The following is a 21,847-nucleotide window of genomic DNA, read 5'->3' as shown; positions in this document are numbered from 1 at the left end:
TTTATCATTAGCTTAAAACACTTAGTGTTGACAGACTAACAAATTTAAAACAGCAAAAAAGGAACCGCTTTTGGCTCCTCTTGTGTTAGTTCAGATTGCTATTTTCCATGATTTCGTCAATAAAGCCGTATTCCAAGGTTTCCTGAGCACTCATCCAGTAATCGCGTTCCGCATCCTTATGGATTTGCTCAACGGACTTGCCAGAGTTTTCTGCCAAGATTTTTTCCAAGGTATTCCGAGTTCTAAGCAAGTGTTCAGCTACAATGGCCATATCCGTTTGCTGAGTACCACTTCCAGCTCCTCCCATTGGCTGGTGAATCAGATATTCTGCATTTGGCAGCATGAAGCGTTTGCCTTTGGCACCACTGGAAGCAATGATCGTTCCCATGCTGGCAGCTACACCCATAACAATGGTTTGAACATCAGACTTGATGAAGTTCATAGTGTCCACAATGGCCAAACCTGCTGAGACAGATCCACCCGGCGTATTTACATAGAGGTAAATATCTTTAGTATTGTCCTGCGCATCCAAGAAAAGGAGCTGAGCAATGACAGAATTAGCCATATTGTCCTCTACTGGACCAGTCAGCATGATAATACGGTCTTTTAATAGCCGAGAGTATATGTCATAGGAGCGTTCTCCTCGGCTGGTTTGTTCAATAACTACAGGAATCATAGTTTTCTCTCTTTCTCTTTTTAAAATTTTCTATCAAACTAGGGAATAGAATTTCAAATTACGAGACTATTATATCCTTTTGGTCAAAAAAGGTCAAATAGAAACTTTTACTTGGTCCCGAAAAGACGATCTCCTGCATCTCCTAGTCCTGGTACGATATAACCATGGTCATTGAGATGGTCATCCAGAGCCGCTGTAAAAATATCAACATCTGGATGAGCTTCTTGCAAGGCTTTTACTCCTTCAGGTGCAGAAACCAAACACACAAATGTAATATGGCTAGCACCACGTTTCTTCAGAGAATCCACAGCCAAGATAGCAGAACCACCCGTAGCCAACATTGGATCTACAACGAAAATCTGACGTTGGTCAATATCTTCTGGTAACTTGACCAAATATTCAACCGGCTTCAGGGTTTCTTCATCACGGTACATGCCGATATGCCCAACTTTAGCTGCTGGAACCAAGCTCAGAAGTCCATCCACCATGCCAATACCAGCCCGCAGGATGGGTACAATAGCTAATTTTTTCCCTGCAATCTGCTTTTGAACTGTTTTCGTAATCGGTGTTTCAATTTCTACATCTTCAAGTGGTAAATCGCGCAAAACTTCATATCCCATGAGCATTGCGATTTCATCAACTAATTCACGAAAAGCCTTGGTAGAGGTATCTGTACGACGCAAGATAGACAATTTATGTTGAATTAGTGGATGAGCGATAACTTCAAGTTTTCCCATGATTGGATTTCCTTCTTTCAATTTATTCTTCTTATTATATCAAAAAAAGAGTGAAAAGGCTTGCCATAAGCAAGCCTTTTCAAAGATTTTCTTCACCTCACAGCCATTCTCTATAGCGCTTGATATAAAGGTGTTTAACAAGAGTTACACTAACCATATAAAGCACAATAATCAAGAAAAGAAAAAGGAAATAAGTGCCGTTCAGCGGAGCCGTCTTCAGAACTGACGCAAAGAGGCTGTATGGCAAGGAAGTAACAAAGAGTGCTGCTGCCATAGTGGTAACAATGACAGACAAAGCAGGACGGCTCTGCACAAATGGCAGCTTAGGTGAGCGTAGCATGTAGATAACCATGGTCTGGGTCCACATGGACTCAATGAACCAGCCTGTTTGAAAAAGAGTGATAAAGGTCTCTGCCTGTCCACTACCTGCTTGATAGCTACCTCCTGTTATCATAGGCACAATAATAAAGTAGAGCACCAGATAGGTCAAAACATCAAAAACGGATGAAATCGGTCCAATCCAAGCCATAAATCGGGTAATGGAACTGGCTGACCAGATATGAGGTCTCTTGAGAAATTCACTATCCACATTATCAAAGGGCAGAGCGATACAAGACAAGTCATAAACTAGATTGAGGACAATCAGATGAACTGGTGCCATAGGCAGAAAAGGCAGAAAGATACTGGCAAAGAGGAGAGAAAAGATATTCCCAAAATTGGAACTGACTGTCATCTTGATATACTTGGTCATATTGGCATAGACCTTGCGTCCTTCTACCAGACCTTTCTCTAGAACCATGAGGTCCTTGTCAAGCAGAATGACATCTGCTGTTTCCTTAGCAATATCGACAGCTGAATCAACAGAAATACCAACATCTGCTACCTTCATAGAAGGTGCATCATTGATACCATCACCCATGTAGCCAACCTTGTGGCCATTGGCCTTGAGTTGGAGAATGATCCGAGCTTTTTGGTCAGGTGAGAGCTTGGCAAAAACCGTTGTATGCTCTACTGCTTGGCTCAATTCCTCATCTGATAAAGCATCTACCTCTACACCCAGCAAGATATTGTCTACATTTAACCCAACCTTTTCACAGACTGCCTGGGTTACCTTATCATTATCACCCGTCAAAATCTTAGTGGCAACTCCGTACTCAGCCAAGGTTTCAATAGCTGGAGCCGCAGATGACTTAGGAGGATCTAGAAAGGCCAGATAGCCCGTCAAAACCATGTCGGACTCATCCTTCACTTCATAGTCGTAATCTTCTTCTAAGTCTGACTTGTAGCTAACACCAAGCACGCGCAGCCCTTGCTCATTGAGTTGAGCCACTTCCGCAAGGATTTCCTGACGAATCTCCTCAGTCAATTCCGTAATGCGTTTCTTGTATTCTACATGGCTAGAGATAGCCAGCATTTCCTCCAAGGCCCCCTTGGTCACCATGCTGATAACATCCTCATCATCCTTAACGATAACGCTCATACGACGACGCTCGAAATCAAAGGGCAGTTCATCAATTTTCTTAAAGGTTTGGTCTAGATTACGGACAATCTCATGCTTTTCTGCTTCTTTCTCCGTCCGGTTGATAATAGCTCGATCCATGAGGTTTTTGAGACCAGTTTGATAGTAGGAATTGAGAAAGGCACGACGGAGCACTGCTAAGTCCAAATCACCATGAATATCCAGCGGGTATTCTAACACAATCTCGTCTTGAGTCAGTGTGCCTGTCTTATCCGTACAAAGGATATCAATAGCTCCTAGGTCCTGAATAGCGTTCAGCTTCTTAATCACGACCTTTTCCTGAGCCATAATAATGGAACCTTTAGCCAGGCTCGCTGTGATAATCATAGGCAGCATTTCTGGAGTCAGGCCGACCCCAACGCTGAGGGCAAAGACACCTGCTTCCAGCCAGTCGCCATCTGTCAAACCGTTGATGAAGAACACGACCGGCACCATGACGAGCATCAGACGAATCAAGAGCCAGGAAATGCTATTCATCTCGCGCTCAAAAGAGGTTGGCTCATCGTAGGTGTTCAGTGTCTGCTCAATGGCTCCCATCATGGTCTCATCACCAACCACCAGCACTAGAGCCGTAGCTCTTCCGGAAATAACATTGGTTCCCATAAAGGCTAGCGACTCTGTTTCTAAAAGGCTATCGAGATTTTGTTCATCTGACTTGGCCAAACAGACCTTTTCTACTGCATCACTTTCCCCTGTCAGGCCGGACTGCTGAACAAAGAAATCACGCGAATCCAGTAGCAGCACATCTGCAGGAATCATGTCTCCGGCACTAAGCTTGATGATATCTCCTACAACAAGCTCATCAATCGGCAGTTCCTGCTCTGCTCCTTCACGGATAACCGTAGCAGTGTTGACAATCAACCGAGACAGATTGCTAGCAGCGCGGTCACTCCGCAATTCCTGAACAAAACGAATGCCTCCAGAAATCAGCACCAGAACAACAATGATGATGGAAGTCGTCGGATCTTCCTCACCAGGCTTAGCCAGCCAAACATTGGTCACTAAGGACACGAGGGCAATCACCAATAGGATGACTGTAAAGGGGTTAATGATAGACTCGTAAATTTTCTTTAGAATAGAGTCTTCCTGACCCTTTGTGATGATATTTTCACCATAGAGGTCACGATTTTCTTCGACCTGCTCTTCTGTCAGGCCACGAAAGGAACTCTTGTAAAATGCCAGAGTTTCTGTTACAGGAAGCTGCAGGGCAGCAACTAATCTTTCTTTTACTGTTTTCATTGGTTTCTCCTTGATGTATGATTGTTAAATTTCATACACAGGGACCAATCACTTTATGAGGACAGAACGACACAAATCAGCGATTGGCTGTGTATGTGCGGTTCCGGATAATCGTCAATTTGCATCGCATGTCTCCTTTCTTAATTTATAAAAACAATTAAAAGTCCCAAGATGCCTGCAAGACGTCAAAAGTGGCATTCATCTTCTGTGTCCAATCTTGCAATTCTGGAAAATTTTCTTTTAAAGATAATCCAATAACTTCTTCACGTAAATTCCACCAATCTACAAGAGCAACTACTTGGATTGTTGCAATATTTAAAGAGAGCCCTTGCTCAGTAGCCAGTTTCTCTAACAAAGACAAACTCCGTATATTTCTCTCTTCAATTTGCTGATGTCTGTCTTTCCACCAATGTTCTTTTTCATGGAAAAATTTTTCCGCAACAATCGGCATTGTATTTTCCAAAATTCCTTCAGCAATGGACAGTATATTTAAAACATGCCATTTATCCATTCCATTGGGGAAAAGTGAGATTTCCTGACCTAGTTCGTCTAAATATTGAGAAATTAAATCACTACCATATAACCATTCTCCACTGGAAGCTTGAAAAGCAGGAATTCTACCTAAAGGATTATCTTGATTGTGCGGTGAATTTCTATCAAAAGCCACCTGAACTTTCTGAATATCCACTTGCTCCTCTAAATGATGATGTAAAATTGTAACATATACTTTACGCGCAAAAGGACTGGTACTAGAATACCAAAATTTCATCACTATTCCTCCTTCTTTTTTCTTGAGAGGCAAGCAATCAACTATTTACTCTCTTGAAATATTTTCAGCAAAAAAGAATACCCTGCCAATTTCTCAGCAGGGTTGTTTGCATGTCAGGTTATTCGCTTCATTGTTTTAAGCACAGATAAAGCAAGCATTCACCGTTCAAGCTTTAACTCCATAAGGCGATGAAATGAGCTTAGTCTTGACCTTGGCGATCAGGACTGTTAACCAACGAGTAGTGTCTCCACTGCTTTGCGGTAGTCATCCGTATCCTTATGGTAGCCTCACCTACCGATTTTCCACTATTACTATACTCCTCTTTCAAAGGATTGTCAATCATTTTTTCTCGCTTGAGACAAATTTCAAAAAATTCTTGATTTATTTTGGCAATACCTCTGCAATACGGGAGCAGATTTCTTCAATCATCGTCTCTGGAGCAGCAACATTTAGGCGGGCATGGCCTTTGCCTTCTTGACCAAAATCACTTCCTCTATTCAGCACAACCTTAGCCTCTTCTCGCAGAAGCTGGAAGAGCTGGTCATCTGTTAGGCCATAATCTGAAAAGTCCAGCCAAATCAGATAAGTCCCTTGAGGCTTCATGACCCGCAGGCGCGGTGCCTCTTTGGCAAAATAAGCAACTACAAAATTCACATTCTTCTCAAGAACTTCCTTGAGCTCCATCAACCAAGTCCAACCGTAACGATAGGCTGCTTCTGTCGCTAAAAAACCAAGGCCAGGAATTTCATGCTGGTTGTTGGCCAGCTGGCGTTTTTTAAACTGATGTCGTAAGCTTGGATTCTCAATCACAGCATAGGAATTTTTAGTCCCAGCAATATTAAAGGTCTTAGTTGCACTGGCTAAAATCAAGCTAAAGTCCTTAAAGTCAGGCGAAACAGTATTGAAAGACTGATGTTCATGGCCAAACAGCGTCAAGTCTTGGTGGATTTCGTCTGAGACCAGGAGGACGCCGTACTTTTGGCAGAGGCGGCCAATTTTCTCTAACACTTCCCGTTCCCAAACTCGACCTCCGGGATTATGCGGATTGCACAGAACATAAATCTTGACTTCATTATCTGCAATGTCCCGCTCTAGCTGATCAAAGTCAATCTGAAAGAGACCGTCCTGCTCTATCAGAGAATTGGTAATAAGCTGACGATTATTGAGCTTGACACTGCGGGCAAAAGGTGGGTAAACAGGAGTGTTTATTAGAACGGCATCACCTTCCTTGGTATAGGCTTGGATAGCCGTCGAAATAGCAGGGACAACTCCTTCTATAAATACCAAGGCATCCCGATCAAAGGTATAGTCGTGCTCATCCCGCTCCCAATCTAGAACGGCATTGATTAGCTCTTCACTGGCATAGGTATAGCCATAGACTAACTGATTAGCGTAGTCATGAACGGTTTGCTGGATTTCAGGCAGGACTTCAAAATCCATGTCTGCAATCCAGGCTGGCAGAACTTCTTTGTCCTTCTCCACTTCTTTCCATTTATAAGTATGATGCCCTACACGACAGGGGGCTTTTTCAAAATTATATCTTCCCATATTATTCATTCTCCAAGGCTGCACGTAAATCGTCTACCAAATCTCGGCTATCCTCAATTCCAATCGACAGGCGCAGCAAATCATCAGTTAAGCCATAAGAATGACGCACTTCAACTGGAATGTCAGCGTGAGTCTGGGTAGTCGGATAGGTAATCAAGCTCTCTACTCCACCCAAACTTTCCGCAAAGGTAAAGACTTTCAGGCTATTTAGGAGATGAGGAATCTTCCCTTCGTCCACAACTTTAAAGGAAATCATACCACCCTTTCCTGGATAGAGAACTTCCTTTACCGCAGAAGATTTTTTCAGAAAAGCGACTACTTCTTGTGCATTCTGAGTAGAGCGCTCCATACGGAGAGCCAGTGTCTTGAGACCGCGCAAAAGCAGATAGCTGTCAAAAGGAGACAGGACTGGCCCAGTTGTATTGAGGTTATAGAATAGCTTGTCATAAATAGCAGCATCATTAGTCATGATGGCTCCAGCCAAGACATCATTGTGCCCGCCCAGATACTTGGTTGCAGAGTGCAGAACAATATCAGCTCCATCCTCCAGCGGTCTTTGATAAATGGGACTGTAGAAGGTATTGTCCACAATGACAGCTGCTCCTCGCTCATGAGCCGCTTGGGAAATGCGGGCAATGTCAAACTCTACCATAAGAGGATTGGTCGGTGTCTCGATATAGACAATATCTATATCCTCTGTTAGACTATTCAGAAGTTCTTCTTCTGTATTGGCATAGCTAAAGGCAAAACGCCCTTCTGCTTCAGCTTGGGCAAACCAACGGAAAGATCCGCCATAGAGATCCCGAACAGCCAAAACCTTGCTGCCGACCGGAAAGGCACTAAAGGCCAGCACAATAGCCGACATACCAGAACTAGTCGCTAGAGCATAATTTGCACTTTCGATAGCAGCCAGAGTCTCTTCCAAGCTAACCCGCGTTGGATTCTTGGTTCGAGTATAGTCATAACCTGTTGACTGGCCAAACTCAGGGTGCTGGTAGGTCGTTGAAAAATGCAGGGGTGTTGTTAAAGCACCAGTTGTTTCATCTTTTTTAACCCCAGCCTGAGCCAGTAGTGTATTTAATTTTACGTCCTTACTCATATTAACCTTCCAATCCTTCGCTAATATTTCACCCTCTATTGTAACATCTTTTGAAAACATTTTTCTTTTTTCTTTTCAAGAGCTAGCTATAGTTTGAAACTATAATGTTAAAGTTTTAGAAAAACAAATCTAAAAATTAAAAAGCCCTGCGGCTTTTTAATAGATATGAAAGCGTCGGCGCAGACTAGCCGCTTTTGAACCGATAAAGCGATCCATAAGGCGAACTTTGAGCGCCAGACCGCCATAGACAGCAAGACCGATACCGCCAATCAGAGCTATATAGACAAAGCTGGAAACTCGGCCGCTAGGATGAAGGAAGAGACCGATAAGAAGCTCTGCTACCAAGACAAAGATAGTCATCAGAACCGTCAGAATCACTGACAGGAGACTCCGTTTAAAGAGGTTCTTAGGATTCAGACCAGTTACCTGACGGATTTCCCGATACATGAGCAGGATTGGGATAATCAGACCAATCGTCGTCGCAAGAAGAGGTCCATAAGCTTTGAAAATATAAATCAAGGGTACTTGCAGCACCAGCTTGACTCCTACTCCATACAGGAAGTAAATAATCGCCTTTCTATTCTGGAAGAGGGCCTGAATCATCGGAGCCAACACCGTATATAGACTGAGGATAATGGTCTGCAGCATAGCAAAGATGAAAAGTCCCAGTGCTAAGCCGTCTGGCTTACCATAGAAAACGGTATATAGAGGTTCCGCTACCAAAACAGCACCAATGGTTGCTGGCAAGATAAAGAAAATCAGCATGCTGAGATTGTCCTGCACCAAGCGTGCAGCCGATCGGAAATCACCTTTGACATAGTTCTCGGTCAAGAGAGGAATCCCAACACCACCGATAGAAGTAGCCACTGCAATTAAAATCATGGTAATTTTATTAGGATTTGCTGAGAAGTAGGCAAACTGAACCAGCAGCTCGGACTTGCTGTACTTGCTGATCCAGCCCATGACATGGATAAAGGTATTTTGGTCAATAATCTGAAAAAGCTGAATGGCAGATCCTGTGATAATGAAAGGAATGGCTTCTCGGATTGTATCCCAGAGGAGGGCACGGCTATTGATCTCCCCTGCATTGGCAGACTTATGAAGGATAGAAGTCAGCATACCTGTCTTCCAGAGATAGAAGGCTAAGACAGCCATGCTAGCCAGCATACCGATAAATGCTGCAAATGTTGACTGTGTAACCGCTTCTACATAGTTGCCAGAACCGATTTTCATGATGAAAAAGGCTGTCAGCAGCATCCAGATAACCCGAATGACCTGCTCCGCAATCTGACTGATGGCATAAGGCTTGAGATTGTTAAAACCTTGGAAAAAACCTCGGATAACACTCATGGATGGGAATATCAAAACGGCCAGAGACAGACTCTGCATGACTGGCACCAAGTCTGAACCACCGCCAGACATAGAAGCGAAAACTGGTGAGAGCAGGTACATCATCACTGCAAAGACAGCTCCCAAAAGCAGCATAAACTTGAGAAACTCTCGGATGAGAGTGAAACTGTGCTCTTCCTTGTCAATTGTATTGTACTTAGCTACCTGTTTGGCTACTGCCACTGGCACGCCGGCTGTAGAAATCAGTAAAAACCAGGCATAGATATTGTAGCCCATAGTAAAAAGGCCGTTGGCCTCGGCGCCGTGCTTGCCCATCCAAATATACCAAGGAATGATATAGATGGCACCCAGAAGACGACTGATAAAATTGCTGGCAGTTAGCCAGGCAGTTCCCCGCAGCATCTGCTGCTGCTGGCTTGTTGTTTCTTGGCTCATAGAAAACCTCTTCTATTTATTCTTCTTTTATTATAAACTTTTCCTTGCCTCTTGTAAAACCCAGCCATAAGGTTTACAATAGATTTATGATTAAAATTGAAACCGTATTAAATATTTTAAAAGAAGACCATAATTTTCGTGATATTGTCAAAGACGGAGAATACTTTTTCTCCTACAGCGGCTTGACTTTCGATAGTATCAGTTATGACAGCAGGGAAGCGGATGCCTCTACCCTCTTTTTTGTCAAGGGTGAGGCTTTTAAGAAAGAATTTCTAGAAAAAGCCGTCTCAGCTGGCCTGCGCTTTTATATCAGCGAGACAGACTTTCAAGTGGGCATTCCGGTCCTCTTGGTCAACGATGTCAAGCAAGCCATGAGTCTCTTAGCCATGGAATTTTACGGCCATCCTGAGAAAAAGCTCAAACTACTTGCCTTTACTGGAACCAAGGGCAAGACAACTACAGCTTATTTTGCCTATCAAACCCTTTCTCAAAGTCATCGTCCTGCCCTACTCTCGACTATGAACACTACTTTGGATGGCGAGACTTTCTTCAAGTCAACTCTGACCACACCAGAGAGTCTGGATCTTATCAAAATGATGGCCCAAGCCCTTGCTAATAATCGGACTCATCTCATCATGGAAGTTTCCAGTCAGGCTTATCTCAAGAAAAGAGTCTACGGCCTAACCTTTGATGTGGGTGTCTTTCTTAATATCAGCCCAGACCATATCGGCCCTATCGAGCATCCGACTTTTGAGGATTACTTCTACAATAAACGGCTTTTGATGGATAATAGCCGAGCAGTTATCGTAAATAGCGATATGGATCATTTCCAAATCGTGAAAGAGCAAGTCGCTTCTATGGAACATGATTTCTATGGAGCAGGCTCAAGCAATACCATCATAGATTCTCAGGCCTTCAGCTTTGAAGTTGCTGGTAAGTTAGCTGGCCGCTACGATATCCAGCTCATCGGCCACTTCAATCAGGAAAATGCAGTAGCTGCTGGTCTTGCCTGTCTGCGACTGGGTGCTAGCCTCGAAGACATCAAAAAAGGAATTGCCGCAACCCGAGTCCCAGGCCGTATGGAAGTCCTGACTCAAAAAAACGGCGCCAAGGTCTTCGTTGACTACGCTCACAATGGCGTCAGCCTAAGCAACCTGCTTTCTGTGGTAGAGGAACACCAAAAGGGCAAGATTATTCTCCTCTTGGGTGCTACAGGCAACAAGGGTGAAAGCCGCCGCAAAGACTTCGGTCTCTTACTCAATCAGCATCCTGAGCTGACTGTTATCTTAACTGCTGACGACCCTAACTATGAAGATCCTCTAGCCATTGCGGAGGAAATCGCATCCTACATCTCCTATCCAGTGGAAAAAATAGCCGACCGAGAAGAAGCCATCAAAAAAGCTCTCAGTCTGACAGACCGAGAGGGAGATGCCGTCATTCTGGCCGGTAAAGGAGCAGATGCTTACCAAATCATAGAAGGAGAAAAAGTAGCCTATTCAGGAGACTATGCCTTAGCAGAAAAGTATTTATAAGAAAAAAGGCGAGAATATCGCCTTTTTATTCTTGTTTAGTAGAGATTAACGCCATTTAATCAGAACGTACATCAAGCTGGAGCCAAACATATCCGCCAAGGCGTGCATGAGAAAGAAAGGCAAGAGGTTCTTGACCTTGTACTTGTAAAGGAAATAGTAAAAGAGACCGTACACCACTCCGATAACCAAGGCCCACAGCATGCCCTGATAGGTGTGGAAAGAAATCCGAATGATAGTAGAGTAGGCCAGAGCCCACCACTTATACTTATCCCTAACAGAGGTCATAAGCCCCAGAAAGAAGAATTCCTCATAGAAACCATTGAGAAGTCCGTAGAGGATGGCCATAGGTGTCAGTTCAGCAAATTTCCGGAAGATTTCCAGAACATCTACATAAGACCAGAGAGTTGGATCAAAGTAATTATACTCGCCGCTCAGTGTCGTCACAATGTCACCAAAGAACCCTACTGCTACAAAAATAAGTGGAGTCCAGAGGAGAACCGACCAGCTCATACGGATGGGAAGCTGCTTAAAGTCAAAGCGCCGAAGCAATAGATAAAGAATGGTCAAGACCAGCATCAGTAGCTGAAAATTGAAATTGCTAGAAAAAGCTGCTCCCTCGCTGGCTGTATTGGTCACCGTTTCAGTCGCTCCTGAGCTGGAAGCTGGCGCAAAGCTAGCTAAATAAAGCTCCGTTGAGCGGTAAATAAACTGCCCAAACATGAGCAGAGTAATCACAGCAATATCAAACCACCTCAGCTCTTTCAAAGGCTTAGAGGGGCGTAGGTTTGTCAATAATTTCATCATTTTTCCTTTCACCACCTGTAAATTCATATCATCATTGCAGGTCCTTTTTAATATTTCTATCTTAGCATGAAAAGCTTAAATTTTTATTATTTACAATTTTATAAAACTTTTTTATTTTATTTTTATTAAATTGTCAGAAAACTCTTTTTTTAGAAAAATTTTTATGGTATAATAAAAGGCGTAATTCTGATAGAAGAATCAGCCAGAAAGGAAGTCTATGTCCACTATCTCTGCAGCAAGTATCCAGGTCGCCTACGATCAAAAGGTTATTATTGACGGACTGGACTGCCAACTCGCCGAGGGAAAGATTACAACTATTATCGGTAGCAATGGCTGCGGTAAATCCACTCTTCTCAAGGCTTTTACTCGTATTTTGCCGACAAAAGCCGGCAGTATAACCCTGGATGGACAGTCCATCGCCCTACTGCCGACCAAGGAGGTGGCGCAAAAGATTGCCTTGCTGCCCCAAACCATGGAGGCGACCGATGGCATCACTGTCTATGATCTGGTTTCTTATGGCCGCTTTCCGCATCAAACTGGCTTGGGCAGGCTCAGTACAGAAGACCGGGAAAAAATCTGCTGGGCTATGGAAGCAACTCAGGTCAGCGAATTTTCGGACTGGCAGGTGGATGATTTGTCTGGAGGTCAGCGCCAGCGCGTCTGGATTGCTATGGCTTTAGCTCAAGATACAGAGACTATTTTTCTGGACGAGCCGACCACCTATCTGGATATGAATCATCAGCTGGAAATCTTGGAGTTGCTGAATGACCTCAACCAACTCAGCGGAAAAACCATTATCATGGTTCTGCATGACATCAACCTAGCTGCCCGCTTTTCCCATCAGTTGATTGCTATGAAAAATGGGCATATCCGGTATCAAGGAAGTGTTGAGCAGATCATGACTTCGGATATTCTGAGAGACATTTTTCAGATTGAAGCCCAGATTATTCGAGATCCTATTCAGGATAAGCCGCTCTGCCTCAGCTATCAGCTCGTTAAATAAGTTATGTATTCATAGATAAGTTTCCCATATCTTCTTCATGGATACAGCTTCTAAACTTTTTATAGAATTGGAGGAAAAAATGAAAAAGTTTTTATCATTTGCCACCCTTACTGTCACCATCTTCCTTTTAGTTGCCTGCGGCAGCTCATCTAAATCTGAAAACTCTGCCTCTTCAGACAAGGTCGAGCTATCCAGCAAGCCAAAAATTGACGGATTCCACTACTACGGCGATATCCCCAAAAATCCAAAACGCATCGCCAGCCTCTCCTCTACCTACACCGGCTATCTGCTACAACTAGGCTTCGATCCTGTCATTGTAACATCCTATGATGCTAAAAATCCTGTCCTCAAGGAAAAAGTCAAAAATGCCAAGGTCCTGATGCCAGAAGATTTGGAATCAATCGCTAAGCAAAAGCCAGACCTTATCGTGGTAGATGCCAGTGACAAAAATATCGATGAACTAAAGAAAATCGCTCCAACTATTGCCATTGATTATGGAAAAAATGACTATTTAGAAATCCTGAATCGCTTTGGCCAAATCTTTGGTAAGGAAAAAGAAGCTGATCAATGGATTGCCGATTGGAAAAGCAAAACAGCTGATATTGGCAAGCAGTTAAAAGAAAAGCTGGGACAAAATGTCACTTTCACTGTTGTTGGGCTATATGAAAAGGAAATCTACCTCTTCGGTAACAACTGGGGACGAGGCGGAGAAGTTATCTACAAATCTCTGGGATTTGATGCCCCGCAAAAAGTGAAGGATGAAGTATTCCCAAGTGGCTACTTGCAAGTCAGCCAAGAAACGGTGAGTGAGTACATTGGCGATTATGTCCTGGTTGCAGCTGAAGATGATAAAACAGGCAGTGCTCTTTACGAAAGCGATGTTTGGAAATCTATTCCCGCTGTCCAACAGAACCACATCTTAAAAGTAGATGCCAACGCCTTTTATTTCAACGATCCATTGACACTTGAATACGAACTCAAAACTATTCAAGATGGCCTTGAAAAAATGAACTAGGGCATTCCTTGCAGGAACTCAGACTAGTGAAAAAACATTGCTAGTAAGCGATATATCTCATGACAGCTATTTTATTTTCGACAATATAAAGGATACCAGATGACGCTTCATTCACTCTTCACTCAAAAAAATAGGCCAAATATTTTTTGGCTTGTTTTTTTCGCCCTCATTCTCCTGCTGATTGGCGGACTCTATCTCTACCTGCGCTTTGGCATTCCCAGCTACTCCCATCGGCAACTGATAGAAACGCTGAGCCATCCTTTCAAGGAAAGTCCAGCCCAGAACATCATCATAGATCTGCGCTTACCTAGAGGAATTGCAGCTCTGCTAGTCGGAGCTAGCTTGGCCGTTTCAGGAGCCATCATGCAGGGAATTACCCGCAATGCCATTGCTGACCCAGGACTTTTGGGGATCAACTCTGGAGCTGGCCTAGCGCTCATCTGCGGTTATGCCTTTTCTAAGAGTATACACTACAGTAGCATCCTCCTGCTCTCACTTGCAGGAGCCTGTCTAGCCAGTATTCTGGTTTTTAGCCTCTCCTACCATCCTAGAAAAGGTTTTGAGCAACTACGTCTTGTCTTATCCGGTGCCATGGTAACAACACTCCTGACCGCTATCGGACAAGGCTTGACCATTTATCTCAACCTGACCAATGCTGTCATCGGTTGGCAGGCTGGAGGACTTCTAGGAACCAATTGGAAAATGCTGCAAATCATTGCTCCCTTTATCTTTTTAGGCCTCTTACTGGCTCAGCTATTTTCTCACCAACTAACCATTCTCAGCCTCAATGAAACAGTAGCCAAGGGCTTAGGCCAGCGAACGACTCAGATAACCCTGTTCTTTCTGAGTATTGTTCTACTGTTATCAGCGGCAGCCGTTGCCCTAGTAGGAAGCCTGGCTCTTGTCGGACTGATTATTCCACACTTTGTCAAAACCATCAGCGGAAAGAATTACCAAAAAATCTTGCCACTGACGATGCTAACAGGAGCGCTCTTTCTATTGATCTGTGATTTCGCTGCGAGTCATATGGTCGGTCTGCCTCTTAGCTCTATTATCAGTCTCGTTACGCTGCCAGTCTTCCTATGGCTGATGAGAAAGGGGGCCTTCTATGAGAGATAAAAAACGAATTCTTTTGGTTCTAGTAAGTCTCAGCCTCCTGACTTTCCTAATTTTCCTACTGTCTCTATCATCAGGCGATCAGGAATTTAATATCGGTGAAGCTTTTCGATATCTGCTGGGGCAAGGAGATGATGGCAGCACCTTTATCATGGAGCAGATCCGCCTGCCTCGAATTCTGGTCTGCCTTCTAGCAGGAGCTTCGCTAGGGATGAGCGGTGTACTGCTGCAGACCTTTACTCGAAACCCACTTGCCGATTCAGGAACCTTGGGAATCAATGCCGGAGCTGGTGTTATCATTACTCTTGCTATCAGCAAGCTAGAAGTGACTGATCCTTTCTATATCCGCTATCTTCCCTTTATCGCAACCTTTGGCGGTATGCTGACTGTAGCCCTTATTTACCTGATCTCACATCAAAAAGGCCAAGCTATCAGCCCCGTCAAGCTCATTATCGCTGGTGTAACCTTGTCAACCATTCTGTCTTCCAGTATGATTGCCATCACCGGCCGTGTCAATCAGAACAAACTGACCTATGTAGTTAGCTGGCTAGCTGGTAAGATTACGGGTAATAACTGGGAAAGTCTAGCTATTGCTGGCCCCTTCTTGCTTTTATTCTGGTTGCTGACCTATCTGCGCTCCCACAAGCTCAATATCCTCAGCCTAAATGATGAAACAGCTCTAGGCCTAGGGCTTCATCTAAAAAGAGAGCGTCAGATAACCTTGTTATTAGCCAGTGCTCTCGTCGCTTTTAGTCTATCCCTAGCTGGAAATATTGTCTTTATCGGTATGTTGGCTAGCCATATCAGCAAACGATTCCTGCCTAGCGATCATCGCTTACTCTTTCCAGCCGCCATGCTGCTAGGTGCCTTTATCATGACAGGGGCAGATACGATCACAAGAACCTTCCTCATCGGAAGCTCCGTCCCGACAGGCATTTTGATTTCCATTATTGGAGCCCCCTACTTCCTCTACCTTATGTATCAGCAAAAAAAATAATCAGCCGAATAATCGACTGATTGTTTTTTATTTATCCAAGCTGTTTTTGATTCCTTCTACAGCACCTTCTACAGCTTCTTTAGCATCTTCAGCAACTTCTTTGGCTTTAGCAACTGTTTTTTCTACAAAGCCTTCTGCTTCTGTCTTGTTATCTCCTGTAACTTTGCCCACGCCTTCTTTAACAGCGCCTTTAGCTTGATCAAATTTATTTTCTAGTGACATATGATTGCCTCCGTTCTTTTTTACAGTATTTGATACCGTTTACAGTAGTATAAGTTTTTTCTTTTCAAAGGTCAAATATTCTGCTCATTCTATGGGAAAATCAGTCCAGCTGGAAAGTCAATCTCTCCTTATCAAAGCTAGCCTGCAACTCATACTTGCCTGCTTCGTTTTGCCGGATATAGCCCAAGATTACTAGGCTATCGACAAAAATGTCCCGCCGCTTCTGCATGAGCTCAGCCTTGCGGACATACTTGAGAAGAAAGGTCGTCATATACTTGAGTGCATACTCTGGATTGACATCGCCCAAGACAGCATAGAGGGGCTTTTGTGCATCAGACAGGGGATATTGGCGCTGCATCTTGTAAAAATAATTTGCCAAGGTCAGCTTATCCCGCAGAAAATCTGTCTCTTCCAGCAAAACAGCCGCATTGGTCTGATTGGACAGCTGGGTCTTAAAACGCAGCTCCAACAGTTCCTGATAGAGCGGACTGTCATCACGGATAAAGACTTCTTGATCCAAACGCAAGTCCTCCAAACTTTCCAAAAGAGGCAGCGTCAGATAATATCGCTTGTTCTCCCGCCGGATGTAACCTGCCTTGATATAGTCCTCTATCGAGCGGTCAATATTAGCCACACCTGCAAACTCTCGCTTAATCTCACGTAGAATCACAGCCTCATGCTGATCCAAATAATCAATCAGCTCCTGAAAAAAGGGCTGGCGCGTCAAACGGCTGGGATTGATAATTTTAATCATGGAGTTCTCCTTTGTAGATGAGTTTTCTTGACTGAGCCAACTGGCTAGGATTCGTCCCAGGCTGATCAATGGGAACCGCTAAGCCCAAGTCCCGATAATATTCCTGCCAAAAATCAGAAATCTGATTTTCCTCATCGCCAAACTGCATAGGAATCGTATCAAAAATCGGCAAAATTTCCGCAATATACTCCGAACAGTAAAAACCATCGGACTGAGGATAAAAGCTGAAATTGTATGACTTTCCTAGATGTAATTTGGCCCTTTTAAAGACAGCTTCTGCTTCAATAGCTGGATAGCGATACACGTCATAAACATCCTCATCCTGCCAAAAATCAGACAATTCTTGATTGACAACACCATTCTCATGGGTTGCATGAAAAATCTCACCATTAAAAAAGATGGCCACATGACTGTATGAACCAGTTGCTGACCGAATGGCTGCTGCAATTTCTGAAGATCCGACTGTAAAAATCAAATCTCCATCTTGTAAATCTTGAATCTTCATTTTTCTCACCTATCAAAAAAGGAGTCAAGACTCCTTTTAGGTATGAGGGGAATAGCCCCTTCTAGTAACTTATTTCCTCAAATGAGCTCTTTAAGCATTAAAACTTTCTGTCAGTTGAGGCACCACTTGTTTCTTACGAGAAACAGCGCCTGCAAGGAAAGCATGGTTGTTTTCAAGAACAAAGTTGAAGGCTGCTTCGACCTTGTCCATATTGCTTCCGATAGCCAAAATTTCTGAGTTTGAGTTAATAATATCTGTAATCATCAAGACAAAGTCAGAGTAGCCATTATCAGCGATTGCTTTTTCAATAGCCGCTTCGATTTCTGCTTGACGCTCCAAAACTTCAGCGATATCAACTGTGTTGACCTGTGCCACACGCACATTATTTCCATTCAGCTCAAATGTTTTCGCATCGATGTCAATCAATTCTTCTGCAGACTTGCTAGCCAAGTTTGTACCTGCCTTAAGCATTGCCAAACCATACTCTTCCAAGTTGACACCAGCCAGCTCAGCCAATTCTGGTGCAATGACCTTGTCAGTCGGATGAGTTGTTGGTGATTTGAGCAAGAGAGTATCAGAGATCAAACCAGACAGCATCAATCCTGCAATTTCTTTTGGAACTTCTACGCCGTGCTCCTTGAACATGCGGTAAACAATAGAGGAAGCAGATCCCACTGGCTCCAAGCGCATGTAAAGGGGACTAGCTGTTTCAAAGTTAGCAACACGGTGGTGGTCCACTACGCCATAAACTTCAACTTCAGCGATATCAGCCACAGACTGTTGGAATTCATTGTGGTCTGTCAGAATAACCTGCTCAGCACCCTCTGCCTTTGCAGATGTAATCACGCGCGGTGCCGCCACGCCAAAGTAATCCAAAACAAAGGCTGTTTCTTCATTAGGCTCACCCAGAGCAACAGCTTCTGTATCCAAGCCATAAGCTTCACGAGCCAAGTAAGCAAAAGCATAAGATGAACCAATGGCATCTGAGTCAGGATTTTGGTGACCGAAAACTAAAATTTTAGACATGATAGACCTCTTCTTTTATATAATGTTTATTGCATTTATTTTACCACAATTACAGACATTTCACAAAAGCAGAAGGGCATTTTCTTAAGAAAAATGGACTGGTCAACCCACCAGCCCATTTATTCATACTCAAAATAGATTAGCTATTATGCACCCGATTCATATACTCTGTATAGGACTCCGTCTGCATGAGTTCCTTGGCATTCTTGACCCGATCAGCTGTCGGAGGCTTAACCCCTTCCAGCTTGTAAGGGATGCCCAGCTCCCGCCATTTGAATTCTCCCATAGTATGGTAAGGTAGAATTTCAAACTTATCAACATTCTTCAGCGTCTTTACAAATTTACCTAGCTCAATCAAGTCATCATCACGGTCGGTCAATCCTGGCACCAAGACATGGCGGATCCAGACTGGCTTTCCAATGTCAGACAGGTACTTGGCACAGGCCAAGATATTCTTGTTGGTCTGGCTGGTCACGATTTTGTGCTGTTCTTCGTTAATCTCTTTAATATCCAGTAGGACAAGGTCAGTGACTGCCATAAGCTTGTCAAATTTTTTCAGATAGCGAGGCGTATTTCTAAAAGGCAGGGCACAGGTATCCAATGTACAGTGGATGCCCAGCTCCTTAGCCTTGGTAAAGAGGGCAATCAGAAAATCAATCTGTAGCAAGGCTTCTCCTCCGCTGACGGTGATGCCCCCTTTATTCCCCCAGAAACCCTTATAACGGAGAGCTTCTTGCAAGACATCATCCACTGTCCGCAGCTGAGATTTGTTAGTCTCCATCTCCCATGTGTCCGGATTATGGCAGTACTGGCAGCGCATGTGGCATCCCTGCAAAAAAACAATAAAACGGATACCCGGTCCATCAACAGCTCCAAAACTTTCGGTGGAGTGGACCATGCCCGTTACCTTTCCATAATCAACTGCTTCTTCAATTTTCTCTTCAACCATCGCGCAACCTCTTAACTCTGAAAACGTTTTATAACTAACTACATTATAACATGATTAAAGCAAAAATAGACTTAATTTGCCTATTTTTTAGAAAACAAACTGTTTTTCAGTTTCATTTTCAGTGTTTTACAACAGATGAAATTTTAGGGCGAAAGCGGGAACAGACTTGCTCTTAGATGCTGGCAAATAAAAAATCAGGGTAGGTTCTTTAGTCCACCCTGATTTCACTTTTTAAATTGATTTTAGTCAACTTCTGCTTCTCTTTTTGAGAGTAAAAGCAAACATCAGCAAGGTCAATCCCAAGACTGCCCAGCCGCTGTTATTTTGGCCGGTCTGAGGGAGTCCCTTCTTCTTGCTGCCAGCAGTCTGACCTTGTCCAGTTTGATTGGACGATGGAGAATTGGTCTGAGAAGGAACTCCTTGAGCTACTGCTACAGAAGATTGTCCACTTGATTGAGACGGTTGGGAGCTGTCAGAAGACGAAGCTGCAACATCCTTAGAAAAGTCCAGCTGCACCACTACTGGATCATGGTCTGAAGCTCTGCCATGTTCCTCCATGAAAGAGGCATTGATATGGACAGGCGCAAAGACTGCCTTGCCTGCCAGGTTCTTCGAAATGAAAATGTTATCCAAGCTTTGGTTACTGCCACGGTAGAAGTAAGAATAGCGGTCAGCCGCATCATGTTCCTGCATGAGGTTAATGAGTTCATTTCCTGCAATAGCTTTAGCAGTTTCAGAGAATTCAAAGTCATTGAAATCCCCAGTCAGAACAAACTTAAGATTTGGATTTTGCCTCAGTCCTTCCTGAACAAAGCTATTTAAAATTTTAGCCTGTTCTATCCGGGCTGCCTGCGTATGCTGAACCGCTGGCTGAGCGGAACCATAAACGGCATCATCCCCAATCTTAGACTTCAAATGATTGGCGATAACGACGATATGCTGTCCCTTGAATTCAAACTCAGCTGCCAAGGATTTACGAACCTTAGTAAAGGCTGGATTTGTTGGAGAAATCCGGGCAGGATTCTTAACTAGATGGCCACCGGAGAAGCTAGCAGCTTCGTCACTCGTACCAGCTTCTCTTTCAACTAACTTCACTCGATTTGGATCGTAGAGAAAGGCCACGCGGATATTAGAGCCAGGCTTGCCGCCATCTTGACCGTCAAGTGGTGCAACTTCAGTGTACTTGTAAGTTTTACCTCCCAGTTCTTTGATGCGAGCCGCTAGTTTCTCGCCACTTTTGACACCGCTGGTCGTTCCGTCATTAACGCTGCCATTCTCATCTTGAACCTCGATGAGCGTGATGATATCTGGACTGTGGATTTCATTAATGAAGGAATTAGCGATTCTAGTCACTTTTTCCTCAGGCGTTTCACCTTTTTTAGCATTAGCAGAAAAATTCTCGATATTGTAGGAAGCAATAGTCAGCTTGTCCTCACTTGGATAGATAGGAGAGACCTGTCTCTGCAAGCCCCCGTCCACCAAATCAGGCAGCTGAGTTGGCTCCAACTTATAAATCTTCCCACGATAGGTCACGACTCCGACCACATCACCATTGAAATAATCCTTGGCCTTGGCAATGAATTTATTGCCAACATAGACTGGAATGGTTGCGGTATTTTGAGCGTTTGGACGAAGATTTAGGCCACCGATATTGTTTAATGGTTGGGCTTGGTAGCCTTCAGGTAAGACATAAATGTCTCCACGGTACTGCGGGCCTAAAACGCGGGGCCTCTTCACCGTCGTCAACATTCCTTCCAAACTTTCCCAGTAGTCCAACGCTTCACTTTGAGGCTGATAATTATTAATATCGTTATCGACCGTATCCTGAGGCATATTAGCCACGATGTCAACTGGATCAGGTAAATCAACTTTCCCTTCCTTGGTCACTTTAGAAGCCATCAGCATGGTGACAGTCAAGCTATCGCTTGGCTTGTTGAAAGTTTGCCCCTGACGAACGCTGAGCTCTTCCATGTAGCCTTCTTTGACGCGTCCTTCAAGACTAAGTTTGTCTCCGACATCGACTTTTTCTTTAGAAACAACATAAAGAGCATCAGAAGTCCTGCTATTTCCATCAGGAGTCACGTCTTGAACATAAAAACCATAGCGGTCTGTTTTCGTCACAACTACATTGGAAACTTGAACCTCTTTGTCCTCATAGGGAGAGGCTTGTGATTCTCCCTGAATGGTTCCCACATTGGGCACAGCTTCTGGTCCGCTAGCTGCAGCTTGTGCTGTAGCAGGAGCTTGGCCTTCCTTTTCCACTGTCTCTGTAGAAGCTGCCTTTGACTCTCCTGATTCTGCTGATGCACTCTCTGCTTGACTGGCAACCGACGCATCACTTACAGCCGGATTCTCTGTAAGAGCAGCCGCCTCAGAAGTCGACGAACTTACCGCTTCTTCTGCTCCGACTGGTTGGACAGAAAAAAGCAGAGACAGAAAAGCAGCTAGCAAGACCGCTATGGGAAAGAGCTGCCTGTAAGAAACTTGTTTTTTCATGAACTTCTCCTTTTCTGTATAAATGTATATTATCCTATTTAATTTTTATTATAAAG

The 21,847-nt window shown here is 43.9% G+C and carries 19 protein-coding genes and 1 riboswitch; of the genes, 5 read left to right on the top strand and 14 right to left on the bottom strand.

What is annotated here, in order from left to right; translation table 11 throughout:
* Nucleotides 1-85: 85 nt before the first annotated feature.
* From RWX26_RS01805 to RWX26_RS01775, 7 genes are all read right to left on the bottom strand, one after another.
* A complete protein-coding gene (locus tag RWX26_RS01805) occupies nucleotides 86-703 on the bottom strand; it encodes an ATP-dependent Clp protease proteolytic subunit (RefSeq protein WP_223312420.1) in 618 nt (205 codons plus the stop codon).
* 80 nt (nucleotides 704-783) lie between these two features.
* Nucleotides 784-1,413, bottom strand: coding sequence for a uracil phosphoribosyltransferase (gene upp, locus RWX26_RS01800; RefSeq protein WP_002894672.1), 630 nt, complete (start codon nucleotides 1,411-1,413; stop codon nucleotides 784-786).
* Between the two features lie 97 nt (nucleotides 1,414-1,510).
* On the bottom strand, nucleotides 1,511-4,171 hold the full coding sequence (gene mgtA / locus RWX26_RS01795; RefSeq protein ID WP_314578592.1) for a magnesium-translocating P-type ATPase: 2,661 nt from the start codon (nucleotides 4,169-4,171) through the stop codon (nucleotides 1,511-1,513).
* Between the two features lie 157 nt (nucleotides 4,172-4,328).
* Nucleotides 4,329-4,940, bottom strand: coding sequence for a glutathione S-transferase family protein (locus tag RWX26_RS01790; protein WP_227963839.1), 612 nt, complete (start codon nucleotides 4,938-4,940; stop codon nucleotides 4,329-4,331).
* A 150-nt stretch (nucleotides 4,941-5,090) separates the two neighbouring features.
* A riboswitch (M-box (ykoK) riboswitch) is annotated at nucleotides 5,091-5,246 on the bottom strand.
* Between the two features lie 75 nt (nucleotides 5,247-5,321).
* Complete coding sequence (locus RWX26_RS01785) at nucleotides 5,322-6,497, bottom strand: MalY/PatB family protein (RefSeq protein ID WP_314578587.1); 1,176 nt, start codon at nucleotides 6,495-6,497, stop codon at nucleotides 5,322-5,324.
* Nucleotides 6,490-7,647 (bottom strand): cystathionine gamma-synthase, encoded by a 1,158-nt coding sequence (locus RWX26_RS01780; RefSeq protein WP_111675463.1) that lies wholly within the window; start codon nucleotides 7,645-7,647, stop codon nucleotides 6,490-6,492. The genes RWX26_RS01785 and RWX26_RS01780 overlap by 8 nt, the downstream gene beginning before the upstream one ends.
* 96 nt (nucleotides 7,648-7,743) lie before the next feature.
* A complete protein-coding gene (locus RWX26_RS01775; RefSeq protein ID WP_314578583.1) occupies nucleotides 7,744-9,372 on the bottom strand; it encodes a polysaccharide biosynthesis protein in 1,629 nt (542 codons plus the stop codon).
* Nucleotides 9,373-9,458: 86 nt separating this feature from the next.
* Between RWX26_RS01775 and RWX26_RS01770 the strand changes: the two genes are divergently transcribed.
* The gene (locus RWX26_RS01770) at nucleotides 9,459-10,904 is read left to right on the top strand and encodes a UDP-N-acetylmuramoyl-L-alanyl-D-glutamate--L-lysine ligase (RefSeq protein WP_002899784.1); all 1,446 of its coding nucleotides are present in this window, start codon (nucleotides 9,459-9,461) and stop codon (nucleotides 10,902-10,904) included.
* 45 nt (nucleotides 10,905-10,949) lie between these two features.
* Here the strand turns inward: RWX26_RS01770 and RWX26_RS01765 are convergent, their stop codons facing one another.
* Nucleotides 10,950-11,705, bottom strand: coding sequence for a CPBP family intramembrane glutamic endopeptidase (locus RWX26_RS01765; protein ID WP_231909459.1), 756 nt, complete (start codon nucleotides 11,703-11,705; stop codon nucleotides 10,950-10,952).
* A 220-nt stretch (nucleotides 11,706-11,925) separates the two neighbouring features.
* Between RWX26_RS01765 and RWX26_RS01760 the strand changes: the two genes are divergently transcribed.
* The 4 genes from RWX26_RS01760 (at nucleotide 11,926) to RWX26_RS01745 (ending at nucleotide 15,839) form a co-directional block, all read left to right on the top strand.
* Nucleotides 11,926-12,711, top strand: a complete 786-nt coding sequence (locus RWX26_RS01760) for an ABC transporter ATP-binding protein (protein ID WP_111675459.1) — start codon at nucleotides 11,926-11,928, stop codon at nucleotides 12,709-12,711.
* A 79-nt stretch (nucleotides 12,712-12,790) separates the two neighbouring features.
* Nucleotides 12,791-13,726 (top strand): iron-hydroxamate ABC transporter substrate-binding protein, encoded by a 936-nt coding sequence (locus RWX26_RS01755; protein WP_314578573.1) that lies wholly within the window; start codon nucleotides 12,791-12,793, stop codon nucleotides 13,724-13,726.
* Nucleotides 13,727-13,825: 99 nt separating this feature from the next.
* Nucleotides 13,826-14,845: an iron ABC transporter permease gene (locus RWX26_RS01750; RefSeq protein ID WP_314578571.1), complete on the top strand. Its 1,020-nt coding sequence runs from the start codon at nucleotides 13,826-13,828 to the stop codon at nucleotides 14,843-14,845.
* On the top strand, nucleotides 14,835-15,839 hold the full coding sequence (locus tag RWX26_RS01745; protein WP_314578568.1) for an iron ABC transporter permease: 1,005 nt from the start codon (nucleotides 14,835-14,837) through the stop codon (nucleotides 15,837-15,839). Before RWX26_RS01750 ends, RWX26_RS01745 begins: the two co-directional genes overlap by 11 nt.
* 27 nt (nucleotides 15,840-15,866) lie before the next feature.
* On the opposite strand, the gene RWX26_RS01740 is transcribed toward RWX26_RS01745, so the two are convergent.
* The 6 genes from RWX26_RS01740 to RWX26_RS01715 form a co-directional block, all read right to left on the bottom strand.
* Nucleotides 15,867-16,061 carry a CsbD family protein gene (locus RWX26_RS01740; protein WP_002894655.1) on the bottom strand — a complete coding sequence of 65 codons (195 nt, stop codon included), beginning with the start codon at nucleotides 16,059-16,061 and terminating at the stop codon, nucleotides 15,867-15,869.
* Between the two features lie 100 nt (nucleotides 16,062-16,161).
* Nucleotides 16,162-16,815, bottom strand: coding sequence for a DUF1803 domain-containing protein (locus RWX26_RS01735; RefSeq protein ID WP_314578566.1), 654 nt, complete (start codon nucleotides 16,813-16,815; stop codon nucleotides 16,162-16,164).
* Nucleotides 16,808-17,320 (bottom strand): YiiX/YebB-like N1pC/P60 family cysteine hydrolase, encoded by a 513-nt coding sequence (locus tag RWX26_RS01730; protein ID WP_314578563.1) that lies wholly within the window; start codon nucleotides 17,318-17,320, stop codon nucleotides 16,808-16,810. Before RWX26_RS01730 ends, RWX26_RS01735 begins: the two co-directional genes overlap by 8 nt.
* A 90-nt stretch (nucleotides 17,321-17,410) precedes the next feature.
* Nucleotides 17,411-18,346, bottom strand: coding sequence for a manganese-dependent inorganic pyrophosphatase (locus RWX26_RS01725; RefSeq protein WP_002909135.1), 936 nt, complete (start codon nucleotides 18,344-18,346; stop codon nucleotides 17,411-17,413).
* 139 nt (nucleotides 18,347-18,485) lie between these two features.
* Entirely contained in the window at nucleotides 18,486-19,295 is an 810-nt protein-coding gene (gene pflA, locus RWX26_RS01720) for a pyruvate formate-lyase-activating protein (RefSeq protein ID WP_002905907.1), read from the bottom strand.
* 246 nt (nucleotides 19,296-19,541) lie between these two features.
* Nucleotides 19,542-21,791, bottom strand: a complete 2,250-nt coding sequence (locus RWX26_RS01715; RefSeq protein WP_314578559.1) for an endonuclease/exonuclease/phosphatase family protein — start codon at nucleotides 21,789-21,791, stop codon at nucleotides 19,542-19,544.
* Between the last annotated feature and the right edge of the window lie 56 nt (nucleotides 21,792-21,847).

It is taken from the genome of uncultured Streptococcus sp. (assembly GCF_963536705.1).
Taxonomy (GTDB): Bacteria; Bacillota; Bacilli; order Lactobacillales; family Streptococcaceae; genus Streptococcus.
Note: the sequence above shows the minus strand (reverse complement) of the source record. Positions and strands in the feature narration are given on the sequence as shown.

What these genes read in the sequence shown, in the direction of transcription:
- RWX26_RS01715 (WP_314578559.1), bottom strand. Translation starts at nt 21,791, where the DNA reads ATGAAAAAACAAGTTTCTTACAGGCAGCTCTTTCCCATAGCGGTCTTG.
- upp (WP_002894672.1), bottom strand. Translation starts at nt 1,413, where the DNA reads ATGGGAAAACTTGAAGTTATCGCTCATCCACTAATTCAACATAAATTG.
- RWX26_RS01725 (WP_002909135.1), bottom strand. Translation starts at nt 18,346, where the DNA reads ATGTCTAAAATTTTAGTTTTCGGTCACCAAAATCCTGACTCAGATGCC.
- RWX26_RS01755 (WP_314578573.1), top strand. Translation starts at nt 12,791, where the DNA reads ATGAAAAAGTTTTTATCATTTGCCACCCTTACTGTCACCATCTTCCTT.
- RWX26_RS01730 (WP_314578563.1), bottom strand. Translation starts at nt 17,320, where the DNA reads ATGAAGATTCAAGATTTACAAGATGGAGATTTGATTTTTACAGTCGGA.
- RWX26_RS01785 (WP_314578587.1), bottom strand. Translation starts at nt 6,497, where the DNA reads ATGAATAATATGGGAAGATATAATTTTGAAAAAGCCCCCTGTCGTGTA.
- RWX26_RS01745 (WP_314578568.1), top strand. Translation starts at nt 14,835, where the DNA reads ATGAGAGATAAAAAACGAATTCTTTTGGTTCTAGTAAGTCTCAGCCTC.
- RWX26_RS01750 (WP_314578571.1), top strand. Translation starts at nt 13,826, where the DNA reads ATGACGCTTCATTCACTCTTCACTCAAAAAAATAGGCCAAATATTTTT.
- RWX26_RS01740 (WP_002894655.1), bottom strand. Translation starts at nt 16,061, where the DNA reads ATGTCACTAGAAAATAAATTTGATCAAGCTAAAGGCGCTGTTAAAGAA.
- RWX26_RS01765 (WP_231909459.1), bottom strand. Translation starts at nt 11,705, where the DNA reads ATGAAATTATTGACAAACCTACGCCCCTCTAAGCCTTTGAAAGAGCTG.
- RWX26_RS01735 (WP_314578566.1), bottom strand. Translation starts at nt 16,815, where the DNA reads ATGATTAAAATTATCAATCCCAGCCGTTTGACGCGCCAGCCCTTTTTT.
- pflA (WP_002905907.1), bottom strand. Translation starts at nt 19,295, where the DNA reads ATGGTTGAAGAGAAAATTGAAGAAGCAGTTGATTATGGAAAGGTAACG.
- mgtA (WP_314578592.1), bottom strand. Translation starts at nt 4,171, where the DNA reads ATGAAAACAGTAAAAGAAAGATTAGTTGCTGCCCTGCAGCTTCCTGTA.
- RWX26_RS01760 (WP_111675459.1), top strand. Translation starts at nt 11,926, where the DNA reads ATGTCCACTATCTCTGCAGCAAGTATCCAGGTCGCCTACGATCAAAAG.
- RWX26_RS01775 (WP_314578583.1), bottom strand. Translation starts at nt 9,372, where the DNA reads ATGAGCCAAGAAACAACAAGCCAGCAGCAGCAGATGCTGCGGGGAACT.
- RWX26_RS01780 (WP_111675463.1), bottom strand. Translation starts at nt 7,647, where the DNA reads ATGTTTTCAAAAGATGTTACAATAGAGGGTGAAATATTAGCGAAGGAT.
- RWX26_RS01770 (WP_002899784.1), top strand. Translation starts at nt 9,459, where the DNA reads ATGATTAAAATTGAAACCGTATTAAATATTTTAAAAGAAGACCATAAT.
- RWX26_RS01790 (WP_227963839.1), bottom strand. Translation starts at nt 4,940, where the DNA reads ATGAAATTTTGGTATTCTAGTACCAGTCCTTTTGCGCGTAAAGTATAT.